General features: G+C 71.1%; 15 protein-coding genes. 4 read left to right on the forward strand and 11 right to left on the reverse strand.

Going from position 1 to position 20,456, the window contains the following annotated elements; all coding sequences use genetic code 11:
* Positions 1 to 5: 5 nt before the first annotated feature.
* On the forward strand, positions 6 to 989 hold the full coding sequence (gene hemB, locus OG598_RS29890) for a porphobilinogen synthase (protein ID WP_328652033.1): 984 nt from the start codon (positions 6 to 8) through the stop codon (positions 987 to 989).
* Between the two features lie 17 nt (positions 990 to 1,006).
* Here the strand turns inward: hemB and OG598_RS29895 are convergent, their stop codons facing one another.
* From OG598_RS29895 to OG598_RS29915, 5 genes are all read right to left on the reverse strand, one after another.
* On the reverse strand, positions 1,007 to 1,936 hold the full coding sequence (locus OG598_RS29895; RefSeq protein ID WP_328652034.1) for a CU044_5270 family protein: 930 nt from the start codon (positions 1,934 to 1,936) through the stop codon (positions 1,007 to 1,009).
* Positions 1,937 to 1,953: 17 nt separating this feature from the next.
* Positions 1,954 to 2,523 carry an RNA polymerase sigma factor gene (locus OG598_RS29900; protein WP_328652035.1) on the reverse strand — a complete coding sequence of 190 codons (570 nt, stop codon included), beginning with the start codon at positions 2,521 to 2,523 and terminating at the stop codon, positions 1,954 to 1,956.
* Positions 2,524 to 2,692: 169 nt separating this feature from the next.
* The gene (locus tag OG598_RS29905; RefSeq protein ID WP_328652036.1) at positions 2,693 to 5,971 is read right to left on the reverse strand and encodes a lamin tail domain-containing protein; all 3,279 of its coding nucleotides are present in this window, start codon (positions 5,969 to 5,971) and stop codon (positions 2,693 to 2,695) included.
* A 92-nt stretch (positions 5,972 to 6,063) separates the two neighbouring features.
* On the reverse strand, positions 6,064 to 7,080 hold the full coding sequence (locus OG598_RS29910) for a GNAT family N-acetyltransferase (RefSeq protein ID WP_328655478.1): 1,017 nt from the start codon (positions 7,078 to 7,080) through the stop codon (positions 6,064 to 6,066).
* A gap of 72 nt (positions 7,081 to 7,152) precedes the next feature.
* Entirely contained in the window at positions 7,153 to 8,706 is a 1,554-nt protein-coding gene (locus tag OG598_RS29915; protein WP_328652037.1) for a lytic murein transglycosylase, read from the reverse strand.
* 37 nt (positions 8,707 to 8,743) lie between these two features.
* Between OG598_RS29915 and OG598_RS29920 the strand changes: the two genes are divergently transcribed.
* Together OG598_RS29920 and OG598_RS29925 are read left to right on the forward strand one after the other, a co-directional pair.
* Complete coding sequence (locus tag OG598_RS29920) at positions 8,744 to 8,959, forward strand: FmdB family zinc ribbon protein (RefSeq protein ID WP_238666924.1); 216 nt, start codon at positions 8,744 to 8,746, stop codon at positions 8,957 to 8,959.
* A gap of 152 nt (positions 8,960 to 9,111) precedes the next feature.
* Positions 9,112 to 11,952, forward strand: a complete 2,841-nt coding sequence (locus tag OG598_RS29925; protein WP_328652038.1) for an ATP-binding protein — start codon at positions 9,112 to 9,114, stop codon at positions 11,950 to 11,952.
* A 159-nt stretch (positions 11,953 to 12,111) separates the two neighbouring features.
* On the opposite strand, the gene OG598_RS29930 is transcribed toward OG598_RS29925, so the two are convergent.
* Both OG598_RS29930 and OG598_RS29935 read right to left on the reverse strand, forming a co-directional pair.
* The gene (locus tag OG598_RS29930) at positions 12,112 to 12,648 is read right to left on the reverse strand and encodes a phospholipase (RefSeq protein ID WP_328652039.1); all 537 of its coding nucleotides are present in this window, start codon (positions 12,646 to 12,648) and stop codon (positions 12,112 to 12,114) included.
* A 180-nt stretch (positions 12,649 to 12,828) separates the two neighbouring features.
* A complete protein-coding gene (locus OG598_RS29935; RefSeq protein WP_328652040.1) occupies positions 12,829 to 14,484 on the reverse strand; it encodes a glycoside hydrolase family 10 protein in 1,656 nt (551 codons plus the stop codon).
* 235 nt (positions 14,485 to 14,719) lie between these two features.
* On the opposite strand from OG598_RS29935, the gene OG598_RS29940 reads away from it, so the two are divergent.
* Positions 14,720 to 16,183, forward strand: coding sequence for an amino acid permease (locus tag OG598_RS29940; protein ID WP_442931409.1), 1,464 nt, complete (start codon positions 14,720 to 14,722; stop codon positions 16,181 to 16,183).
* A 49-nt stretch (positions 16,184 to 16,232) separates the two neighbouring features.
* On the opposite strand, the gene OG598_RS29945 is transcribed toward OG598_RS29940, so the two are convergent.
* Genes OG598_RS29945 through OG598_RS29960 form a run of 4 tightly spaced genes read right to left on the reverse strand, consistent with a single transcriptional unit; the run spans position 16,233 to position 20,429 of the window.
* Complete coding sequence (locus tag OG598_RS29945) at positions 16,233 to 17,261, reverse strand: glycoside hydrolase family 43 protein (protein ID WP_328652041.1); 1,029 nt, start codon at positions 17,259 to 17,261, stop codon at positions 16,233 to 16,235.
* The gene (locus tag OG598_RS29950) at positions 17,258 to 18,115 is read right to left on the reverse strand and encodes a carbohydrate ABC transporter permease (protein ID WP_328652042.1); all 858 of its coding nucleotides are present in this window, start codon (positions 18,113 to 18,115) and stop codon (positions 17,258 to 17,260) included. Before OG598_RS29950 ends, OG598_RS29945 begins: the two co-directional genes overlap by 4 nt.
* A 10-nt stretch (positions 18,116 to 18,125) precedes the next feature.
* Entirely contained in the window at positions 18,126 to 19,091 is a 966-nt protein-coding gene (locus tag OG598_RS29955) for a carbohydrate ABC transporter permease (RefSeq protein WP_328652043.1), read from the reverse strand.
* A gap of 6 nt (positions 19,092 to 19,097) precedes the next feature.
* A complete protein-coding gene (locus OG598_RS29960) occupies positions 19,098 to 20,429 on the reverse strand; it encodes an ABC transporter substrate-binding protein (protein ID WP_328652044.1) in 1,332 nt (443 codons plus the stop codon).
* Positions 20,430 to 20,456 lie beyond the last annotated feature (27 nt).

Consider the following 20,456-nt stretch of genomic DNA (forward strand, 5'->3'; position numbering starts at 1 on the left):
CTTCCATGTCGTACCCCGAGATCCGGCCCCGCCGGCTGCGCCGCAACCCGGCGGTGCGCCGGCTGGTGTCCGAGACCCGGGTCGACCCGGCCGAGCTGGTCGTGCCGATGTTCGTCAAGGAGGGGCTGACCGAGCCCCGCGCCATCGGGTCGCTCCCGGGGGTGCTCCAGCACTCCCGGGACTCGCTGCGCAAGGCGGCGGCCGAGGCGGTCCAGGCCGGTGTCGGTGGGATCATGCTCTTCGGCGTGCCGGAGAAGCGGGACCCGACCGGCTCCGGCGGCATCGACCCGAACGGCATCCTCAACGTCGCCATCCGCGACGTGGTGGCCGAGGTGGGCGACGCCACAGTGGTGATGAGCGACCTGTGCCTCGACGAGTTCACCTCGCACGGGCACTGTGGGCTGCTCACCCCCGACGGTGAGGTCGACAACGACTCGACCCTGGCCGCGTACGCCGAGATGGCGGTGGCCCAGGCCGCCGCCGGGGTCGGCATGGTCGGGCCGTCCGGGATGATGGACGGCCAGGTCGGCGTGGTACGCAAGGCTCTCGACGCCGCCGGCTACCAGGACGTCTCCGTGCTGGCGTACGCGGTGAAGTACGCCTCCGCCTTCTACGGCCCGTTCCGGGAGGCGGTGGAGTCGGCGCTGGAGGGCGACCGGCGCACCTACCAGCAGGACCCGGCCAATCTGCGTGAGTCGCTGCGCGAGGTCGCGTTGGACGTGGCCGAGGGCGCCGATCTGGTGATGGTCAAGCCGGCGCTGCCCTACCTCGACGTGGTGTCGGCGGTGCGGGCCGCTGTGGACGTCCCGGTCGCCGCCTACCAGGTCTCCGGGGAGTACGCGATGGTCGAGGCGGCCGCCGCGAACGGCTGGATCGACCGCGAGCGGGTGATGCTGGAGACGCTCACCTCGATCAAGCGGGCCGGCGCGCAGGTCATCCTGACCTACTGGGCCGTCGAGGCCGCCAACCTGCTCCGTCAGCGCTACTGAGCGGCCCGCCCTGACGATCAGGGCAGCTGCCCGGCACGGTCGACGATCGCCAGTCGGGTGACGGCGGTGCTCGTGTAGGGCGACTCCTTGCCATCCCGCACGATGAGACGGCGGGTGCCGAGGTAGGCGTGTGTCTCCCGGTCGAAGATCAGGTCGATGTGGGCACCGAACACGCCAGGCGTCCGCAGTGCCACCCCCCGCCGGCCGGCCGCGTCCCGAATCTCGTCGGGCAACACGGTGGCCCCGGGCACCTGGGCCATGGCCTGGAACAGCGCACCGAGCGACTGCGGCGGCACGTACCCCTCGAGCATCCACATTCCGTCGCCGAAGATCGTCGTAGGGTCGTTCCGGATGGCCTCCAGGTCCGCGCCGGCGGGCAGGCCGAAGTCGATCGGGTGATCCCGCAGGTACTGCACCATCTGCTCCGGCTCGGTGGGCAGGCCCTGGAAGTAGCCGGGCGGCGGCGCCAGGTGCGAGACGCTGTCGGTCCGCCACTCGTCGGGGCGGCTCTCCAACCTCCGCCGCTGCTGCCAGGTGGGGTCGTCGCCGACCGGCACCCAGCGCTGGAGCCGCTCCTCGGTGTACGGGCCGGCATCCGGCCGGTCCCGCCAGGTGAGTCGCAGTTCGACGAAGAGGAACTGGCCGGGGCGTGCCACCAGGTCGGGCTGCTGCCGGGCCGTATCCGCGGCCTCGGTCAGGATCTCGGCCGCGCTCGCCGTCGGTGGCGCGTCGTCCACCGTCTGCACCACCAACCCGCCGATGGTCAGCAGGGCGACCAGCCCAGCGACCCCGGCCAGGCGCCAGCCCGGCGTACGCCACCGCTGGCCCCGGCGGGCTGCACGAACGGGAGGCGCGGTCGGTGCCGGGTCGGAGGTCTGGTTCGTGACGTGGTCCCGCAACTCGCCGAGGAGTCGTTCCTCGAAGTTGCCCAGTGGGGTGTGGGTCATGGTGATCATCCCTCCGATCAGACGAGTGCGGATTCGGACTGTGCGAGCGCGAGGCGTACCGCGCGGCGAGCCCGGTGCACGCGGACCCGGGCGGCGACCGGGGAGATGCCGAGCGCGTCGGCGGCGTCCGCCACGGACAGGCCGTCGACGGCGACGAGTTCCAACAGGGCGCGGGTGCGCTCCGGCAGGCCGCGCAGCGCCTGGTAGGTGCGGCGGGCCAGCGCCTCGGCGTCGATGCGTTCCTCGATCCGGGCGATGTCGTCGGCGTCGAGCAGCCGTCGTCCCGCTATGCGACCGCTGGCTCGCAGGAGTCGGGTCGCCCGCCGATGTTCGGCCGCGATGACGTTGCGAGCCACGCCGAAGAGCCAGCCCACCTCGCTGCCCCGCTCCGGCCGGTAACTGGTCGCGCTGTCGATCACCGCGAGGAACACCTCTGCCGTGAGATCGGCGGCAGTGTGGGGGTCGTCAACACGACGGGCGACGAACCGGCTGATCGTCTCGACGTGCCGCCGGTAGAACCGCTCGAACGCCTCGGGGTCCGCGCCGATGGCCGCCAGGCCGTCCCCGCCTGGGCTCGGGATAGTCACAGGCCGTCCTCTCGTTGGCCGTCCTTACACCCCTTCATTGGCTCGGCGGCGGCACTGTGTTACGTCCCGGGGCAAGGTCATGCTGAAAAGCGGATGTAGTGGCCTCCTGGTCGGCGGAGGCCACTACATCCTGGATCGAGCGCGATCACGCGCGGCTGAGCGCGAACCGTCAGTCGTCGTTGGTGATCGTTCCGGTAGCGAGTGGATCGGCCAGCCGCAGGCCGGGCACCCCGGCCACCAGCAGCGTCAACTTCTCGTCGGCCTCCCGCTTGCGGTCACCGCGCACCGACACCGGGAACGCCACCGACGTCTGCCCGGCGGCCAACACCTTGCAGCCGGCGTACGGGTCGAAGTCCGAGCCCACCTGCGCCGTGAGGCCCACGGTGGCGGCGCAGAGCAGCACCGACTGGGACAGCGGCCGAGACACGGTGGCGGTGAAGGTGAGCTGCCGGACGCCCTGGTCACCCTCGGCCACCGCCGTGTCGGCCACCGTCAACGACGCCCGCGACCGGAACCGGGCCACCTGCGGGTCGTGGTCACTGGAACCCCGCGACCCGTCACCGGCGAACTCCGCCGGCCAGTCGGCGTTGATGTGCGCCGCCCGCACCTGCACCAGGTCGCCGTAGAACGCGTCGTTGACGAACAGGTGGTCGAGAGTCTGCGCATGCCCCTCGAAGCTGTACGAGTAGGCCGACGCCGGCACGTCCGCGACCAGGTTGTCCCACAGGTTGTGCAGGCCCGCCTCGTAGAGCGGTGCGAGCTGGTCCGACGGCGTGGGCTGGTCACCGGTGGCGATCGGATCGTCCGGACGGGGGAACACGTTCAGGTCCCCGCCGTAGACCACCCGTGCGGTCTGGTCGGCCGCCTCGATCGCGGTGACGATCGCCGCGCCGTAACGCGCCTGCTCTCGCCGCTGCCCGACCCGGCTGTCCGGGCCGGAGGAGTAGTGGTTGCTGAGGGCGTACAGGGTGAACCGCTCGGCCGAGCCGGGCGCCGCGGCCACGCTGAACTTGCCCAACTGCGGGGCGCGGGTGAAGACGTTGCTCCCGTCCCGACCGGTCGAGGTGTCCACATCCGCCGGCAACACCGCGTTGAGGGCCTTCGGGTTCTGCACGTCGGCGTTGGGCGGCAGCCCCGCAGCCCGGTACTGAACGGTCGGTGCCGACCCCAACAGCGGGTCCGCCGCCGTCGCGGCCGCCAGCGACACCCGGTCCGTGCGGTACAGGAAGGCTGCGGTGATACCGCGGGCGTCCGCGCCGGTCCGGTCATAGGCGGCCGCGTACGCGGGCCCACCGGCCGCCGCGACAGTGAGCGCCAACTCCTGGATGCTGTCCGGAGCGCCATCGGCGTCGTTGGTGTCGCCGCAGCTCAGCGCCGCCCCGGAGACCGTGCAGATGTCCTGGTCCTCGGCCTCCTGCACCAGGATCAAATCCGGTGCGTGCAGGTCGGTGACGATCTGGTCGGCGAGCGCGGCCAACTGCTCGCGGTACTCCGCCTCGCTGCCCGGGACGTAGTCGAACGGCGGGGCGACGCCCACGCAGCCGGCGTTACCGGCGAAGTCGCAGCCGTCGAACGGGTCGTCGCGGTAGTCGTACAGGTTCTCCACGTTGTAGGTGGCCACTGCCACCTCCTGCGACCTGTCGGCCGGCTTGGGCGGGTTGTTCTTCGACGGGTCGGCCCCGGCGGCGAACTCCGCCCGCTCGACCTGGACGCCGTACTTCTCGAACGAGTAGTAGACCCCGCCCACCGCGTCCGCCCGCAGCGTGTCGAAGGTGTGCGCCGGCGGGAGCAGCGTGGCGCTGTCCCCGGCGGTGGCCTTCACGCCCATGCTGCCGAGCAGCGTCCGCTGGCCGTTGCCGTCGTCGAAGAGGCGGGTCGGGTCGTTGTCCAGCGGGTGCGAATCACGGAAGACCCGCCGGGAGTACGGGTCGGCGCGGTCCAGCAGCGGGTCGTCGCGGTCGACCACCCACAGCTCCGCGTCGGCGGTGGAGGAGAAGACGTCCCGGCCGCTCACCGCGCCGCTGCCCGCGCGTACCCGCATCCGGGAACCCTCGTGCCGCTCCCAGAAGCGCTGCGCGTCGGTCAGCACTGCCGGCGGCACCGCGTCGGCCACCGCGACAGCGGTGTCCACTGCCAGGCCGCCACCGATCCGGCGGACCAGCGACGCACCGGAGAGCTGGGTGAAGTTGTAGTACTCCGACACCCGGGCCCGCAGCACCACCTCGTCGCCGACAGTCGGCACGTAACCGCCGATCAGCGACGTGAACGTGCCCATGAAGACGAAGATGCCGTCGGAGCTGGTCGGGTCGCCGTCGGTGTCACCGACACGGCTCTGCAGGAAGAAGCCGTGCTGCTCCGCCCCGGCCGAGGTGCGGGCCAGGGTCAACTGGGTGATCACGCCGCGTACGTCGTACATGGTGCTGCTCGTGCCGTTGCCGCTCGCCGGTGCGAGCGGTGACCTGTCGCTCGGACCGGACTCGGCGTCGGTGGTCGGACCCTGCACCTCGCCGACTGTCAGCTCCCGGGTCACCTGCACGGCCAGCGCGCAGCTCGCGGTGCCACCGCCCGCGTCGGTGGTGGTGAGGGTGGCGGTGTACGCCCCGGCGGCGAGGTCGGCGCTCACACCGACAGTGGCGCGGGCGGTGCCGCCCACCCCGTCGGCGGGGGTGAACGCGGTACGGGTGATCGAGCCGGACGTCGGGCTCGGGCTGACAGCGGTCACCGCCAGGTCGACGATCGTGTCGTCGGCGTCGGCGGCGGTCACCTCGCGGCTCGCAGCCGTGCCCGCGGCGGTGACCAGCGGCCCGCCGCAGGTCAGCGTGGCCGGCACGTCGACCGGGCCACCGCCGTCCACCGTGTGCGCGCCCAGCCCGTCGAACGTGTCGACGGGGAAACCGGCCCACTGTGCGGCGGGGTCGAACGCGTCCGACGGGTCGGTGTCACCGGCGGCCACGCTCGGCAGTCGGCGCACCGTGTTGTCGGCCGTGCTGGTGACGCCGGCACCCCACTCGGTGCCCGGGTCGACGCCCACCTGGCCGATCGAGTCGAGCACCGTGGTGCCCCGGCGCAGCACTATCGCGTCGTCACCGTTGAAGAGGCTCGCCCCGGTGGTCTGGTCGGCCTGGGCGAGGATGGCGGCCCCGGCCGAGGCGCTGGCGAACACGAACGCGTCGCCGGCCGCCACGCTGCCGGTCAGGGCGATGGTGGTGGCCGTGGTGGCGCCGTTGAAGTAGAGCTGCAACTGGTAGCCACCGGCCGCCAGGTCGACGGCGGCGCCCGTGCCGTTGAACAGCTCGATCGCCTTGTTGTTCGACGAACCCTCGACGTACTCCGAGATGAACAGGTCGGTGGGCGCGGCGCTGGCCGCGGTGGGTGCGACGCCGAGCGCCGTGACTGTCACGGCGGCGGTGGCGGTCGCGAGCGCGGCGATTGAGCGGCGCGGGCGCATAGGGCCTCCACGATGGGTGGATGGGGGTCAACGCACGTTAAGGTGCGCGACTGTCCACCGTCCATCCCCTAATGGACAGTTTCGTGAATTCCTCAGCGCGGCGGGTCGAGGCGGTGCACCAGCTCAGCGACGTCGACGCTGTATTCGCACCAGTCCCGGTCGGGGCGGTAGCCCAACTCCGCGTTGACCTTCAACATCGCCTCGTTGGCCTGCGCGTTCCAGGTCTGCACCTCGATCAGCTCCGGCTCGGCGGAGCGCAACTCCAGCAGCATCCGGGCCTTGATCGCCCGATCGATGCCGTAGCCCCGGTGATCCTGCGCGACGATCGTGTCGTACTGGTCGGCGCGGGTCGGGTGCTGCGCCGGCACCACCACCTCGGTCAGACCGGCAACCTCTCCGCTCTGCTCGTGCCGGGCGAGCACGATGTACGGCTTCATGCCCCGCCGGTGCAGCGTGTCGAGGCTGTCCCGCAGCCGCTCCGGGTCGTACGAGCTGGGGCGCAGCTCACCGTCGTCGACGTCGCGCACCTCGGCCTTGGCCCGCGCGTACGCCTCGATCAGGTCGTCCGGCGGCCCGCCCGGGAAGAACTCCAACTGGTAGCCCGCCCCGATGCCGGTGGCCATCTCGGCCAGCTCGGCCCAGTCCACAGCGGTCAGGTCGAGCACGCTGCGCGTCTCCACGTACTCCCGGGTGAAGCCGAGCGACTCGTAGAACCCGACCGCCGGCGTGTCGCCGACAACCTCGACCCCGATCGACCGGAAGCCCTCCTGGTAGACCCGGCGCGCGGCACGTAACACCAGGTCACGACCGAGGCCGGTGCGCCGCGCGGACGGGTGCACCAGCACCTCGAGCACGCCGATGTCACCCAGAAGGAGTACGTGCACCTGGCCGAGCACCGCGCCCGTGTCGCCCGGAGCGGTCGGCTCGGCCTGGGCGATCCAGGAGATCCGCCGCTCGCCGGGCATCACCTCGGCGAGGTACTCCCGCAGCGAAGCCTCCCGCCAGGGCGGATCCTGCGGAAGATCGGCCGCCAGGACCGCGTTCAGCGTGGCCAACAGCGACGCGATCTCGGCGGACGACGCGGTCCTGGGGTCCCACTCGCGCACCATCACCCGTCTAGCTTGCCGCTAACAGAGGCCCGGGGGAAGTGTCCAGTTCTCCAACGTATCGAGACGATCACTTCACGACCGACTGGCCCGTCCGTACCGGTTCGCGGTGTCGTAGACGTCCTGGGCGTACCGCCGTACGTCGTTGTAGGAGAGGATCGCGTTCCACCAGTCGCCCGCGATGCTCAGGTTTCGACCACCCTTGCAGAGGTAATTGCCAGCTGCCAGGGCGGCGTCGTCCAGGTCGTGCGGGTCCTTGCGGCCGTCGTTGTCCGCGTCCGCGCCGATCTCCTGCCAGGTGGTCGGGATGAACTGCATCGGGCCGATGGCGCGGTCGAGGGTCGCGTCCCCGTCGAGCGCCCCACGGTCGGTGTCGATGATCCGCATCCGACCCTCCTTCCCGTCCAGCGGCAGCCCGATGATGTTGGGTACCGCCTTGCCGTCCTGCCCCAACCGCGCGCCGTTGGCCGAACCGTGTCCCGATTCGACCTGCCCGATCGCGGCCAACGTGGTCCAGCTCAGCGCACAGCTGCGGTTGGACTGGGCGAGCACCAGCTCGGCGTAGCCGTACGCCTGCATGGCGACCGCCGGGACGCCGACCTTGGCGCCGACCTGCTGCGCCCAGCCGGCCAGGGCGTCCGACGGTCGGCCACCGATCACCGACCCGGTCGGCAGCCCGTTGCCGGGCAACCCGCCGGAGGGCAGCGGAAGGGTCGGCAGCGGCCCGGTGGGCAGCGGGCTGGTCGGCAGGCCGGACGGCATCCCCGGCGCCGCGACCCCGCTCGGCGTCGCCGAGGCGTCGACAGCGACCGGGCGGGGTGAGCGGATCGCGGCAGGTACGAGCAGCGCTCCCGCCGCGGCGGTCGCGGCCACCAACGCCAGCAGGAAGACGCCGGGCAGGGTCAGCCGACCACTCGGCCGGCGTGCCCAGGCGCGGGTCGCCTGGGCCGCGGCGGCCGCTGCCCGGCGGGGCGGCATACGTACCGCGTGGGCGAACTGCACCCGTCGCCGACGGGCCGGGTCGGACGCCGGCACGACCGGGATCTCATCCACAGTGGTCTTCGCCGGATCCGCGGCACCGGTCTTCGCGTCGTCAGCGGGCGTGTCGCCGCTCGACGCGCCGGCCCCCTTCGCGTCCTCGGCTTTCGCGTCCTCGGCCTTGGCACCGTCGGCTTTCGCGTCCTCGGCCTTCGCGTCGTCGGCCTTCGCGCCGTCGGTCTTGGGGGTGTCGGTTTTCTGGTCTTCGATCTTCGCAGCGTCAGCCTTCAGGTCCTCGGCCTTGGGTGCCTCGGTCTGGGCGGCGGTCGCTGGGCTGGCGGTCGGGACGGATTCGGCCGGAACCTTCGTGCCGGTGGCGCTCGCGTCCGGTTCGGACCCGGCGGAGTCGGCCGCGGTGGGCTTGACCGCTGGCGTGGTCGGCGCGGTGGCTGGTGCTGTGGTGGCCGGTGGCGTGGCAGGCGCGCCCGCGGAACGCCCGCTCAGCCAGGGGCGGCGGGGGCGGGGCACCTTGCGCACCAGGTCGGGCGCGGCCCCGGAGCCTTCGAGCGGCCCGTCCAGCGGCGCGGCCGGTCGTAACGGTTGCACACGCGTGTCGTCCTCGCCGTCCACCACCTGTCGAGTATCACCCATGCTCCGCGAACCGTCAGATCCACGTACCCTGGGTGGCATGCCCCGGTACGAGTTCCGCTGCCGCGCCTGCGGCGACACCTTCGAGGTCAACCGTTCGATGGCGGCGGCCGGTGAGCCTGCCAGCTGCCCTCAGGGACACGCCGACACCGTCAAGCTTCTTTCCGCGGTCGCGGTCACCGGTCGCAGTGGCGGTGCCGGTGGCGCCCCGGCACCTGCCGCTGGCGGTTGCTGCGGCGGCGCCTGCGGCTGCTGATCGGGCCAATTCGCCGCCGCCTGGTGGGCCAGCCTTGCCGGGAGCGGGTCCGAGTGGCACGTTGAGGCGGCACTTGCCCGGCCGTTCTCACGATGTGTGATCGTTCGGACTCAGGCAGCATGAACCCGACGTCACGGGCGGAGGTTCCTCGCATGTCGCCACGGATCCAGCTCCCGAGCGGTTGGGTGACCTTCGTATTTACCGATATCGAGGGCTCGACCCGGCTGGCTCAACTGCTCGGCCCGGACTACCGCCCGGTGCTCGCCGAACATCGACGGCTGCTGCGCCGCACGCTGGCCAGCACGGGTGGCGCGGAGCTGCTGACCGAGGGCGACTCGTTCTTCCTGGCCTTCGAGGAAGCGACAGCGGCGATGACCGCGTGCCTGACCGCCCAGCGCGCACTGTCCAGCCACGACTGGCCCACCGCCGAGGCCGCGCCCCGGGTGCGGATGGGCCTGCACACCGGCTATGCCGAGCCACGCGACGGCGAGTACGCCAGCCCCGAGGTGCACCGGGCCGCCCGGGTGGCCGCCGCCGCGCACGGCGGGCAGGTGCTCTGCACGGCGTCCACCGCACGTCGGGCCGAGCCGATGCCGCCGGGTGCGACCCTGCTCGACCTGGGCCTGCACCGACTGCGCGGCTTCGACGACCGGGAACGACTGTTCCAACTGGTCGCCCCGGGTCTGGAGCGGCAGTTCCCCCGGCCCCGCACCGCCGACGCGGTGGCGCACAACCTGCCCACCCAGGTGACCTCGTTCGTCGGCCGGCAGGCCGAGCGCATCGAGCTGGGCCTGCTGGTGCGTCAGCACCGCCTGGTCACCGTGCTGGGTGCCGGCGGCGCGGGCAAGACCCGACTCGCTGTGGAGTTGGCCAGCGGAGTCGTCGAGGCGTACCCGGACGGGGTCTGGTTCGTCGACATCGCCTCGGTGACCGACCCGGGGCTGGTGGCGTTCGCCATCGCCGCCGTGCTCGGCCTGCGTCCCGAGCCAGGCCGGCCGATGCTGGACACCCTCGTCGAGTACGCGGCCGGCCGCCGGATGCTTGTCGTACTGGACACCTGCGACACCCAACCGGCCGCCTGCGCCGAGGTGATCGCGCGGCTGCTGTCCGGCGGGGGCGGCGTACGGGTGCTGGCGACCAGTCGCGAGTCGTTCAGCCTGCCCGGCGAGGTGGTGTGGCGGATTCCGCCGCTCTCGGTGGACCCGCGCGCGGACGGCGCGGAGAGCGATGCGGTGGCGTTGCTGTTGGACCGTACGGCGGCGGCGCGTGGTGGTCGGCAGCCCGACCCGGCCGAGTCCGCCGACCTGCGTCGGGTGGTGCAGCGGTTGGACGGCCTGCCGCTCGCCATCGAGTTGGCCGCCGCCCGGCTGCGGGTGCTCTCCGTCGGCCAGCTCGCCGAGCGGCTGGACGACGTCCTCGGCACCCTTGACGCCGGCCGGGAGGACCCGGATCCGCCGCCGGTGGAGCGGGGCTGGTCCGGCAACCAGCAGGACACCGTGGACCTGGTCGCCGCGGCGGCCGGAGCGTCACCGCCCACCCCGGCGAGCCGGGCCGTGCAACGCTCGGCCACCGAACGGCATCTGACCATGCAGGCCACAGTCACCTGGTCCTACCGGACGTTGGGGCCCCGGGCCGCCCGCCTGCTCCGGTGGCTGGCCGTCTTCGCCGGCCCGGTGGATCTGGAAACGGTGGAGTGGCTGCTGGGTGACGATCCACTGGACCCGCTCTCGGTCCTGGTGGACAAGTCGATGGTGTTGGCCGAGCCGCGTGCCGCCGGCAGCACCTACCGGATGCTCGACCCCATCCGGGCGTACGCGGCGCGACGGTTGGGCGAGGCGGGCGAGGAGCAGGCCGCTCGGGACCGGCACGTGGCCTGGTCGGCGCACGCGTTGGACCGGGCCCACCTGGGCCAGGACGGCCGGCCGGTGACGCTGTCGTTGTATGCCCTCGATCCGCTGGCCGGTGAGCTGCGCGCCGCGCTGCGATGGTGTGCCACCGGAGGCAGCGCCCGTGCCGGTCTCGGTCTGGCGGGTGGGCTGGACCAGTGGTGGCTGGAGCGGGGCCTGGCCCGCGAGGGGCGGCTGTGGCTGTTCCGGCTGTACGGACGGATCGCGGAGACGGGGGAGCGGATCCCGGAGGCGGAGCTGGCGGCGGCGTACCACATGCATTCGTTGCATGCCAGCGCCGACGGCGAGTTCGCCGAGGAGCTGCGCTACTCCCAGCGGGCGGAGGCGGCGGCCCGGCAGGCCGGCGACGCCGGGTTGCTGGCTCGGGTGCTCGCCGGCAGGGCCGCGCCGCTTGTCGACATGGGGCAGTTCGTCGAGGCCGAGCGGGTGTGCCGGGAGGTCATCGACTGGGCGCACGGGCAGGACGTGGTCGGCGAGGCGCTGTTCGCCGTCTTCAGCCTGGCCGAGCTGCTCTGGCGGCGGGGCGCCCTGGAGGAGGCTGCGGAGCTGCTGGGCGCGGTGCGTCCGGTGGAGGCGGCCCGGCCCGTGGAGCGGGGCCGGCGTTCGGTGGACATGCTGCTCGGCATGGTCGCGCTGGCCCGCGGCGACGTGATCGCCGCACACGAGCATCTGCTGGTGGCGCTGCGCTCCCGGATGGGCCACGGCTACCACGGGCGGGCGTGCGACACCTTGAACGCGGTAGCGGTGCGCTGCGCGATCGGCGGGGAGCGGTTGACCGCCGCCCGCCTGTTCGGGGCCGCGCAGGCCACCCGGGCGAGCATGCGCGCCACCCCCGGCATCTTCGGCGGTTACTGGGCCGAGCAGCAGGGGGAGTTGCGCGCGGTGCTGGGCGACGCGGCCTTCGACGACGCGTACGGCGAGGGTGCGGAGCTGGGGCTGGACGAGGCCGCAGCGCTGGCACTCGACGTGGAACACCCGGACCTGGCGGCGGACTCGACCCGCTTCAGCACCGGCCTGTCCCAACCAACTCCCCGCCGTCCCGCCAACCCCGACCGCCACCCAGCCACCCGAACCGAACGCGCCTAACCCTCCACCCCGCCCTCCCCCCACCCCCACCCCCCACCCTTGTTGATCAAGAGGTTTGCGTCAGGAAACGCGCTTCCGATGACCGAAACCTCTTGATCAACGCGGGTGGTGCGGGTGCGGGTGGGTGGGGGGTGGGGGTGGGGTGGGTGGGGGTGGGGGTTAGCGGAGTGCGGCGTTGGCTTCGGCTTGGGCCTTCATTCGGGCGGCGCGGTCGATGTCGGCCTGCTGGACGGCCGCTACCGAACCGAAGATGCTGACCGCCTGGTAGTAGGTCCAGGCCAGGCTGTAGCAGGCCGGCCGGACGACCGAGTTGTACGTGGCGCAGACGCGCTTCAGGTCCTCGTAGAAGGCGCTGTCGAGGCGGGACTTGTTGGCGGAGAACTGGCCGACCGCCTTGTAGTTGCGGTAGCCGAAGTCGTGCCGGTAGCAGCCCAGGTTGAAGGTGAAGCCGAGCGGGTTGTCCGGGCTGGACGAGCAGTAGTCGGTGGACCAGTTGAAGTTGTAGTCGGCCCAGGGTGCCCGGTTGACCCGGGCGCTGTTCCACGAGTTGTAGCTGGACGCGCTGGTCTGGGTCCAGCTGGACAGCACGGAGAGTCGTTGGGCGGGGGTGACGGCGGCGGCGGGGGAGGCGATGGTGAGGGTGGCGAGCAGCGCTAACGCGCCCGAGGCGAGCAGGGTGGCGAGACGTCGGGGCACGGGTTACCTCCGCGGGGGTGAGCGGGTGGGACGGATGTTACCGGCGGGTTACCGGATGTCGATGAGTGTCGATCAGCTGATCAACTAGGCGGTATGCGCGTCGCCAACTATTGGTGACATACGTTGAAACAGACGAATGCCCCGGACGCGCGAGGCGTCCGGGGCATTCAGAAAGGCGGGTCAGCGCAGGACGAATGCCGGCGGGCTGACGGGGCTCTCGTTGGCCGACCGGTCCAACGCTGTCAGCTGGTAGGTGTAGCGCCGACCGGGCTCGGCCGAGACGTCCACCCAGGACTGGACGTTGCCGGGCGTGGCCCGGACGGTGTCGACCAGGTGCGCGGCGTCGGCGGTGGCGCACCGGCCGGGCAGTGTGGTGCCGTCGAACCGGTAGATCGCGTACGAGGTGGCGGTGCCGAGCGGGCCGACGCCGTCGGCGGGCTGCCGCCAGGTGAGCCGGACCCCGTCGGCCTGCCGGGTCGCCTTGCTGACCACCGGGAAGAGCAGCGGCCGGGCCGGCAGGTGGGGCATGGCCGGCACCAGCGCCGGGCGGGAGTAGTGCTCGGCCGCGTAGATGTCGGTGGCGCCGAGGCGGTTGGCCCGCACCTGCACCGCGGAGAAGTGCACGTTGCCCTGCACCTCCGGGTACGACCGGTTGAGCGTCAGGTGGTCGGACAGCTCACGCGGGTTCTGCCAGTACGGCCCGTACGCCGGGTCGCCGCTCTTGTAGTCGGCCTGGCCGATGTAGAGCTGCACGCGGGTGCCGCGCACCGTCTCGGCCCACCACGGCACGAGGCGCGCGTAGTCGGCGGCCGGGTACTGGCCGATGTACCAGTAGAGCTGCGGCACCACATAGTCGATCCATTCCTGCTTGATCCACTTGCGGGTGTCGGCGGAGATGATGTCGTACGACTGGCTGCCGGTGGTGTCCGAACCGAGCGGGTCGGCGGTCTTGTTGCGCCAGATGCCGAACGGGCTGACGCCGAACTTCACCCACGGCTTCGCCGCCTTGATCTTGCCGTTCATCTCCTGGATCAGCAGGTTGATGTTGTCCCGCCGCCAGTCGGCCCGGTCGGTGAAGCCCCGGTTGTGGGCCGCGAAGGTCGCCTCGTCCGGCACCTGGTAGGTGCCGCTGGGGTAGGGGTAGAAGTAGTCGTCGAAGTGGACGCCGTCGATGTCGTACCGCTTGACGGCGTCCATCATGGCGGTCTGGACGAACTCGCGGACCTCGGGGACTCCGGGGTTGTAGTAGAGCCGGCTACCGGCCACGCCGGCCGGTGGGTAGGCGAAGGTCCAGTCGGGGTGCTGTTGGGCCGGGTGGCCGGGGGCGAGCTGGCTCAGGTCGGCGCCGGCGCCACCGGGGGCGGGCATGGAGACGCGGTACGGGTTGAACCAGGCGTGGAACTCCAGGTTCCGCTTGTGCGACTCGTCGACCAGGAAGGCCAGCGGGTCCCAGCCCGGGTCCTGGCCGCGTACCCCGGTCAGGTACTCCGACCAGGGCTCGTACGGCGAGGGCCAGAGCGCGTCGGCGGTGGGCCGGACCTGCACCACTACGGCGTTGTGGTGCAGTCGCCCGGCCAGGTCGAGCAGCTCGCGGTACTCGGCCTGCTGGGCCGCGATCCGGTCCGGGTTGGTCTGGGACGCCTTGCTGGGCCAGTCGATGTTGACCACCGAGGAGATCCACATGGCCCGGAACTGCCGTTTCGGGGTGGCCGGGTCGGTGGCGCAGGTGGTGGTGGTGTCGGCCGCGTTGGGTGCGGCGCTCACGGGGGTGGCGGTGACGAACGTGCCGAGCAGGGCTGCGACCAGCCCGGCGACTCCGAGTCGGGTGGCTTTCATGCGGTGTGTCCCTTCGTTGGGGCTCCCGGATGTTTCGCGCGGTGCGCGGCAAGATTCGCCGTTGATGTCCGCGTTGCTGGTAGGAAATTTTCACAATCTGGCCACCGCCGCAAGAGTTCGTGGTTGACCAATCGCGCCGGTGGGTAGCAACGGCGGTCACCGGCCGCCACGGAGGTGGTCGCACGGTGGGAGGGGTGACCGGGTGTCCGTGCTGCGCACAAAACCAATCAAGGACGTGATAGCCCAAGGTGAGGCGGACGGCAGCGACGGCCAGTTGGGGCTGAAGCGACGGCTCGGCGCGGTCGACCTCACCGGCTTCGGCATCGGCATCGTGATCGGCACCGGCATCTTCACGCTCACCGGGATCGAGGCCCGGGACAGCGCCGGGCCGGGCGTGGTGATCTCCTTCGCCATCGCCGGCGTGGTGGCCCTGCTCGCCGCCCTCTGCTACGCCGAGTTGGCCTCCAGCGTGCCGACCGCCGGCAGCGCCTACACCTACGCGTACGCCACGATGGGCGAGATCGTCGCCTGGATCATCGGCTGGGACCTGCTGCTGGAGTTCGCGCTCGGCGCCGCAGTGGTGGCCCGAGGCTGGTCCGGCTACCTCGCCGAACTGCTCGACCTGCCGACCCGCTGGTTCGGCGAGGAGGGCAGCACCGTCAACGTGGGCGCCATCGCCATCGTGCTGATCCTCGGCATCGTGGCGATCGTCGGCATCCGGGAGTCCGCCCGGATCACCAACCTGCTGGTGCTGGTCAAGGTGGCCATCTGCGTCTTCGTGGTGGTAGCCGGGCTGTTCTTCGTCAAGGCCGCCAACCTCACCCCGTTCATCCCGCCGGCCGAGCCCGCCGGAAGCGGCGACGACGGCATCAAGCAGCCGGTCACGCAGGCGCTCTTCGGGCTGGAGCCGTCGGTCTTCGGCTTCGTCGGGGTGCTCAGCGCCGCCGCCGTGGTCTTCTTCGCGTACACCGGCTTCGAGGCCGTGGCCAACCTGGGCGAGGAGACGAGGAAGCCCAAGCGGGACCTCACCCTGGGTCTGCTCGGCACGCTGCTGATCTCCACGGTGCTCTACATCGGCGTCTCGCTGGTGGTGGTCGGGATGGTGCCGTACACCGAGATCGACAGGGGCGCCCCGATCGCGTCGGCCTTCGAGTCGGTCGGCGCGGGCTGGGCGGCAGTGCTGGTCTCCATCGCCGCGGTTGCGGGCCTGACCAGCGTCATCCTGGTCGACCTGGTGGCGATGGGCCGGATCGGCTTCGCCATCGCCCGGGACGGGTTGATCCCGCCCTCGATCGCCAAGGTGCACCCGCGCTGGGGCACCCCGTACCGGATCTCGGCGATCATGACGGTGGCGGTCGCGCTGCTGGCCGGCTTCCTGCCGCTGTCCGCGCTGGCCGACCTGGTCAGCATCGGCGCGCTCTGCGCGTTCGTCCTCGTGTCGGTGGCGGTGCCGATCCTGCGCCGCAAGCGGCCCGACCTGGAGCGGCCGTTCCGGGTGCCGTTCTCACCGGTGCTGCCGATCGTCTCGGCGTTGGCCTGCTTCTACCTGATGCTCAACCTGTCGGTGGAGACCTGGCTGCGGTTCCTGGCCTGGATGCTGCTCGGCGCGGTGATCTACTTCGGCTACGGCCACCGCCGCAACCGGCTGGCCCAGCACGAGCCCGCGGTCGCCCCGGCGCCCCGCGAGCCGACCGCCTGAACGACGCGTGCGGAAGGGCCCAACCTAGGGGCCCTTCCGCACGACCAGCTCAGGGCCGCGGCTGCGGTGCGGCCGTCGGGCCCTTGACGACCGGCTTGCCGTCGACCCAGGTCACCTCGTCGAGCCACACCTGCCGACCCGGGTCGGTGCTGCCCTCCTGGCCGGGCGGCCAGGCGTGGTACAGCAGCCAGGTCCGTCCGTCCTTGACCACCATCGACGCGTGGCCGGGGCCCGAGGCGGCCTCGTTGCCCTTCAGGATCGGGTTCTCGCCTGCCTTCACACACGGGCCGGTCGGGCTCTCGCAGACCGCGTAGCCCTCGGCGTACTCCGCCCGGTCGTACGCGTTGGCGGCGAAGAAGAGCAGCAGCCGACCGTCCTGACGGTGGAAGAACGGCCCCTCGATCAGGGTGCCCTCCCACGGCTCGGTCTGCCTCAGCAGCTTCGTCGGCTCGCCGATGAGGGTCAGGCCGTCGTCGGCAAGGCGCTGCGACCAGAGCCAGGTGTCCACCCCGATCGCGTTGCCGTCGTTCTTCCACAGCAACCACAGGCTGCCGTCGGTGTCCCGGTACGGGCTGGCGTCGATCGCCCCGCCCAGGTCGGCCTGGCAGATCAGCGGGCCGGCCGCATCGTCGGAGTACGGCCCCTGCGGCGCGCTGGCCACCGCCCGCCCGACGCACTGCCGCCCCGACTCCCGGCCGGCGACCGTGTAGTAGAGCAGGAACCTGTCCGGTGCGAGCTGGATCGCCTCGGGCGCCCAGGTCTTGCCGGCGTCCGCCCAGTCCGGCAGCGTCGGCAGGGCGTCCCCGGCCTCGGCCCAGTCGACCAGGTCGGTCGAGGTGAGCACCGGGACGTTGCGGCCGCCGGAGTTGGTGTGGAACAGGTACCAGGTGTCGCCCACCTGGATCGCCTGGGGGTCCGGGGCGTCGGTCTTCACGACCGGGTTGGTGAACACGCTCGAGTCGCTCCCGCTGCTCGTGGTGGGGGTGGGTTCGGTGTCGTCGGAGCAGCCCGCAACGAGCAACGCGGCGGCGAGAACGATCGCCGCCGCGCCACGTCGCCGGGCGGTCGTACGCGTCATCCCTTCAAACCGCTGCGGGAGACACCCTGGATGATGTGCCGCTGAGCCAGCACGAAGAGGATCAGTACCGGCAGGCTGGCCAGCACCGCGCCCGCCATGATCACCGGGTAGTCGGTGACGTACGAGCCCTGGAGCAGGCCCAGGCCCGGCGGCAGGGTGAGCTTCTCCGGGCTGAACAGCACGAAGATCGGCCAGAGGAAGTCGTTCCAGTTGGTGAGGAACGACAGCACGGCCAGGGTGGCCAGCGCCGGCCTGGACAGCGGCAGCACCACCTTGTAGAAGATCTGCCACTGGTTGGCGCCGTCGAGCGTGGCTGCCTCCTCCAGCTCGTTCGGCAGGGACAGGAAGAACTGCCGCAGGAAGAACACGCCGAACGCGCTGGCCGCGCCGGGCACCACGACCACGGCGAGGGTGTCGATCCAGTTGAGCTGGTCGACGATCAGGAAGTTCGGGATGATCAGCGAGGTCGGCGGGATGAACAGCGTCCCGACGATCAGTGCGAAGGTCACCCCGCGCCCCCGGAACTTCAACCGGGCCAGGGAGTACGCGGCCATCGAGGCGGTCACCAGCACCAACGCCGAGTGCAGCGTGGCGGCCAGCATGCTGTTGAGGAACCAACGCAGCACCGGGTTCGCCGAGTTGTTGAGGATCTGCTCGTAGCCGTAACCGGCGAGCGGGTTCGGCAGCCAGCTCGGTGGGATCTGCTGGGCGGCGGTGTAGGTCTTCAGCGAGGTGATGACCATCCACACCAGCGGGACCAGGAAGATCAGGGCCAGGGCGACCAGGGTGGCGTAGAGCCCGACCCGGCGCAGCCCCGGTGCGGAGCCGTCGGTGGTCGGCGTGGGCGTCGTCATGGCGGTCCCCTCAGTCTTCCTTGTAGCGGAAGAGGCGGAAGTTGGCGATGCTCACGACCGCCAGCAGCAGGGCGAACACGATGCTCATCGCGGCGGCGCGACCGGCGTTGTTGTTCCGCAGGCCCTCCTCGACGATGAACCACACCACGGTGCGGGTCTCCGTGCCGGGCGTCCCCTGAGTGATCAGGAACGACTGGCCGAACATGTTCGCCGAGGCGAGCACGGTCGTCGTGATCACGAAGAGCAGCACCGGCCGCAGCCCGGGCAGCGTGACGTTGCGGAACCGCTGCCACGCGTTCGCGCCGTCCATCCGGGCCGCCTCGTACAGCTCCGGCGAGATGTCCTGGAGACCGGCCAGGTAGATCACCGCGTTGAAGCCGGACGTCCACCAGACGGTCACCCCGACCAGCGAGATCCACGCCCACGGCATGTTCGTCACCCAGGGGGTGTCCGACGGCAACCCGACCGCTCCGAGGAGCCGGTTGACCAGGCCCAGGTTGGCGTCGAGCAGGAACCGCCAGAGCAGGCCGATCACCGCGACACCCAGCACGTACGGCGCGAAGTAGATCGCCCGGAAGAACGTCCGGCCCGGGAAGGAGCGGTTGAGTAGCAGCGCCAACCCGAGCGGTACGACCACCAGCAGCGGCACCGACAGCACCGTGAAGATCGCGGTGGCCCGGATGCTCTGCCACCAGTCGCCGTAGACGGCGGAGTCGCTGGAGAAGAGCTGCTTGTAGTTGTCCAACCCGACGAACGGACGGTTGGGCAGCTGGAAGTCCCACTGGTGCACGCTCAGCCAGAGGCCGAGGACGATCGGCAGCAGGCCGAACACCCCGAACAGGACCAGGTAGGGGGCGAGGAACAGATATGGCGTCGCCCGTCTGGTCCGACCCGCCGAGGCGGCCCGGCGGGCTGCGTTGGCCGCCGGGGGCGGCGCGTCACCGCGCGCCGCCCCGACCTCGATCACGTCCGCCACGGGGTATCAGCTCCCGTACTTCTTGCGGTTGTCCTCGAGCTGCTTGTTGGCCTTCGCCACACCGTCGTCCAGCGCCTGCTTGGGCGACTTCTTGCCCAGCGCGGCCTCGTTGAAGGAGTTGTAGAAGGTGGTCATGACCTCGCCGAGACCCGGGGCCGCCGGCGGGAACGCCGCGTACTCCAGCTCGGGGGCGAGCGACGAGATCTCCGGCAGCGCCTTGAACTCGGCGCCCTCGCGGACGGCCTTACGGGCCGGCACCTGGCCGCCCTTCGCCCAGTCCAGCGAGTGCTCGCTGAGCCAGTTGATGAAGACCTTGGCGCCGGACACCTTGTTGGCGTCGTTGGCCCGCTGCTTGACGATGGTGAAGTTGTGCGAGTTGGCCCACGCGGCCGGCTTGCTGCCGATCTGCGGGAGCGGAGCGACGCCCCACTGCACCTCGGGGCTCTTCTTCAGATCGTTGATCTGCCAGATGCCGTTCCAGGTGAAGGCGTTCTTGCCGCTCTTGAACGACAGGTAGTCGGCGTCCTGGCCGACGTTGGCCGGCGAGAAGCCCTGCTTGATCATGTCGACCAGCCAGGTGCACGCCTCGACCGCCGGGTCCGAGTTGAAGGTGGCCTTGGCCACGTCCGCGTCGAACAGGGTGGCGCCCCACTGGTTGAGCAGCGAGTAGAAGGTCATGCCGCCGGTGAACTGGAACGGGCTGACCCAGAAGCCCTGGATGCCGGCCTTCTTCAGTTCGGTCAGCGCGGCGACGTAGTCGTCCTTTGTCGTCGGCGGCTTGTTCGGGTCCAGGCCGGCCTTCTGCATGACGCTCTTGTTGTAGTAGAAGCCCAGCGGGTGCATGTCGAGCGGGATGCCGTACCGCTTGTTGTTGTAGAGCCCGCCCTTCCACACGGTGGGGGCGAAGTCGCCCTCGGCGAGCTCCAGGTTCTTGGCCACGTCGTCCAGCTCGGTGATCACGCCGCGGGCCGCGAAGGTGGCGAGCTGGTCCATGTGCATGACGGCGATGTCCGGGCCGTTGCCGCTGGAGGCCGCGCCGGGGAGCTTGTTGTAGTAGTCCTCCCACTGGTACGTGGCCACCGACACGGCGATGTTCTTGTGCTCGGTGTTGAACTGGTTCACCAGCGTCTTGAAGATCTCGCCGTCGCCGCCGGTGAAGCCGTTCCACAGCTTCAGGTCCACCTTGGGGCCGGTGTACTCCTTGCCCCCGTTGCCGGCGGCAGGCCCGGAGGCGCTGTCATTGCCGCCGCCGCAGCCCGCGAGGGTCAGCGAGGCTGCGGCGCCGAGTCCGAGACCGAGGCCGAGCAGGCGACGCCGGCTCATGTCGTTCTGGATCATGCTTTATCTCTCCTTGAGGGGGAACGG

This window comes from Micromonospora sp. NBC_00330, assembly GCF_036136635.1.
Lineage (GTDB): Bacteria > Actinomycetota > Actinomycetes > Mycobacteriales > Micromonosporaceae > Micromonospora > Micromonospora salmantinae.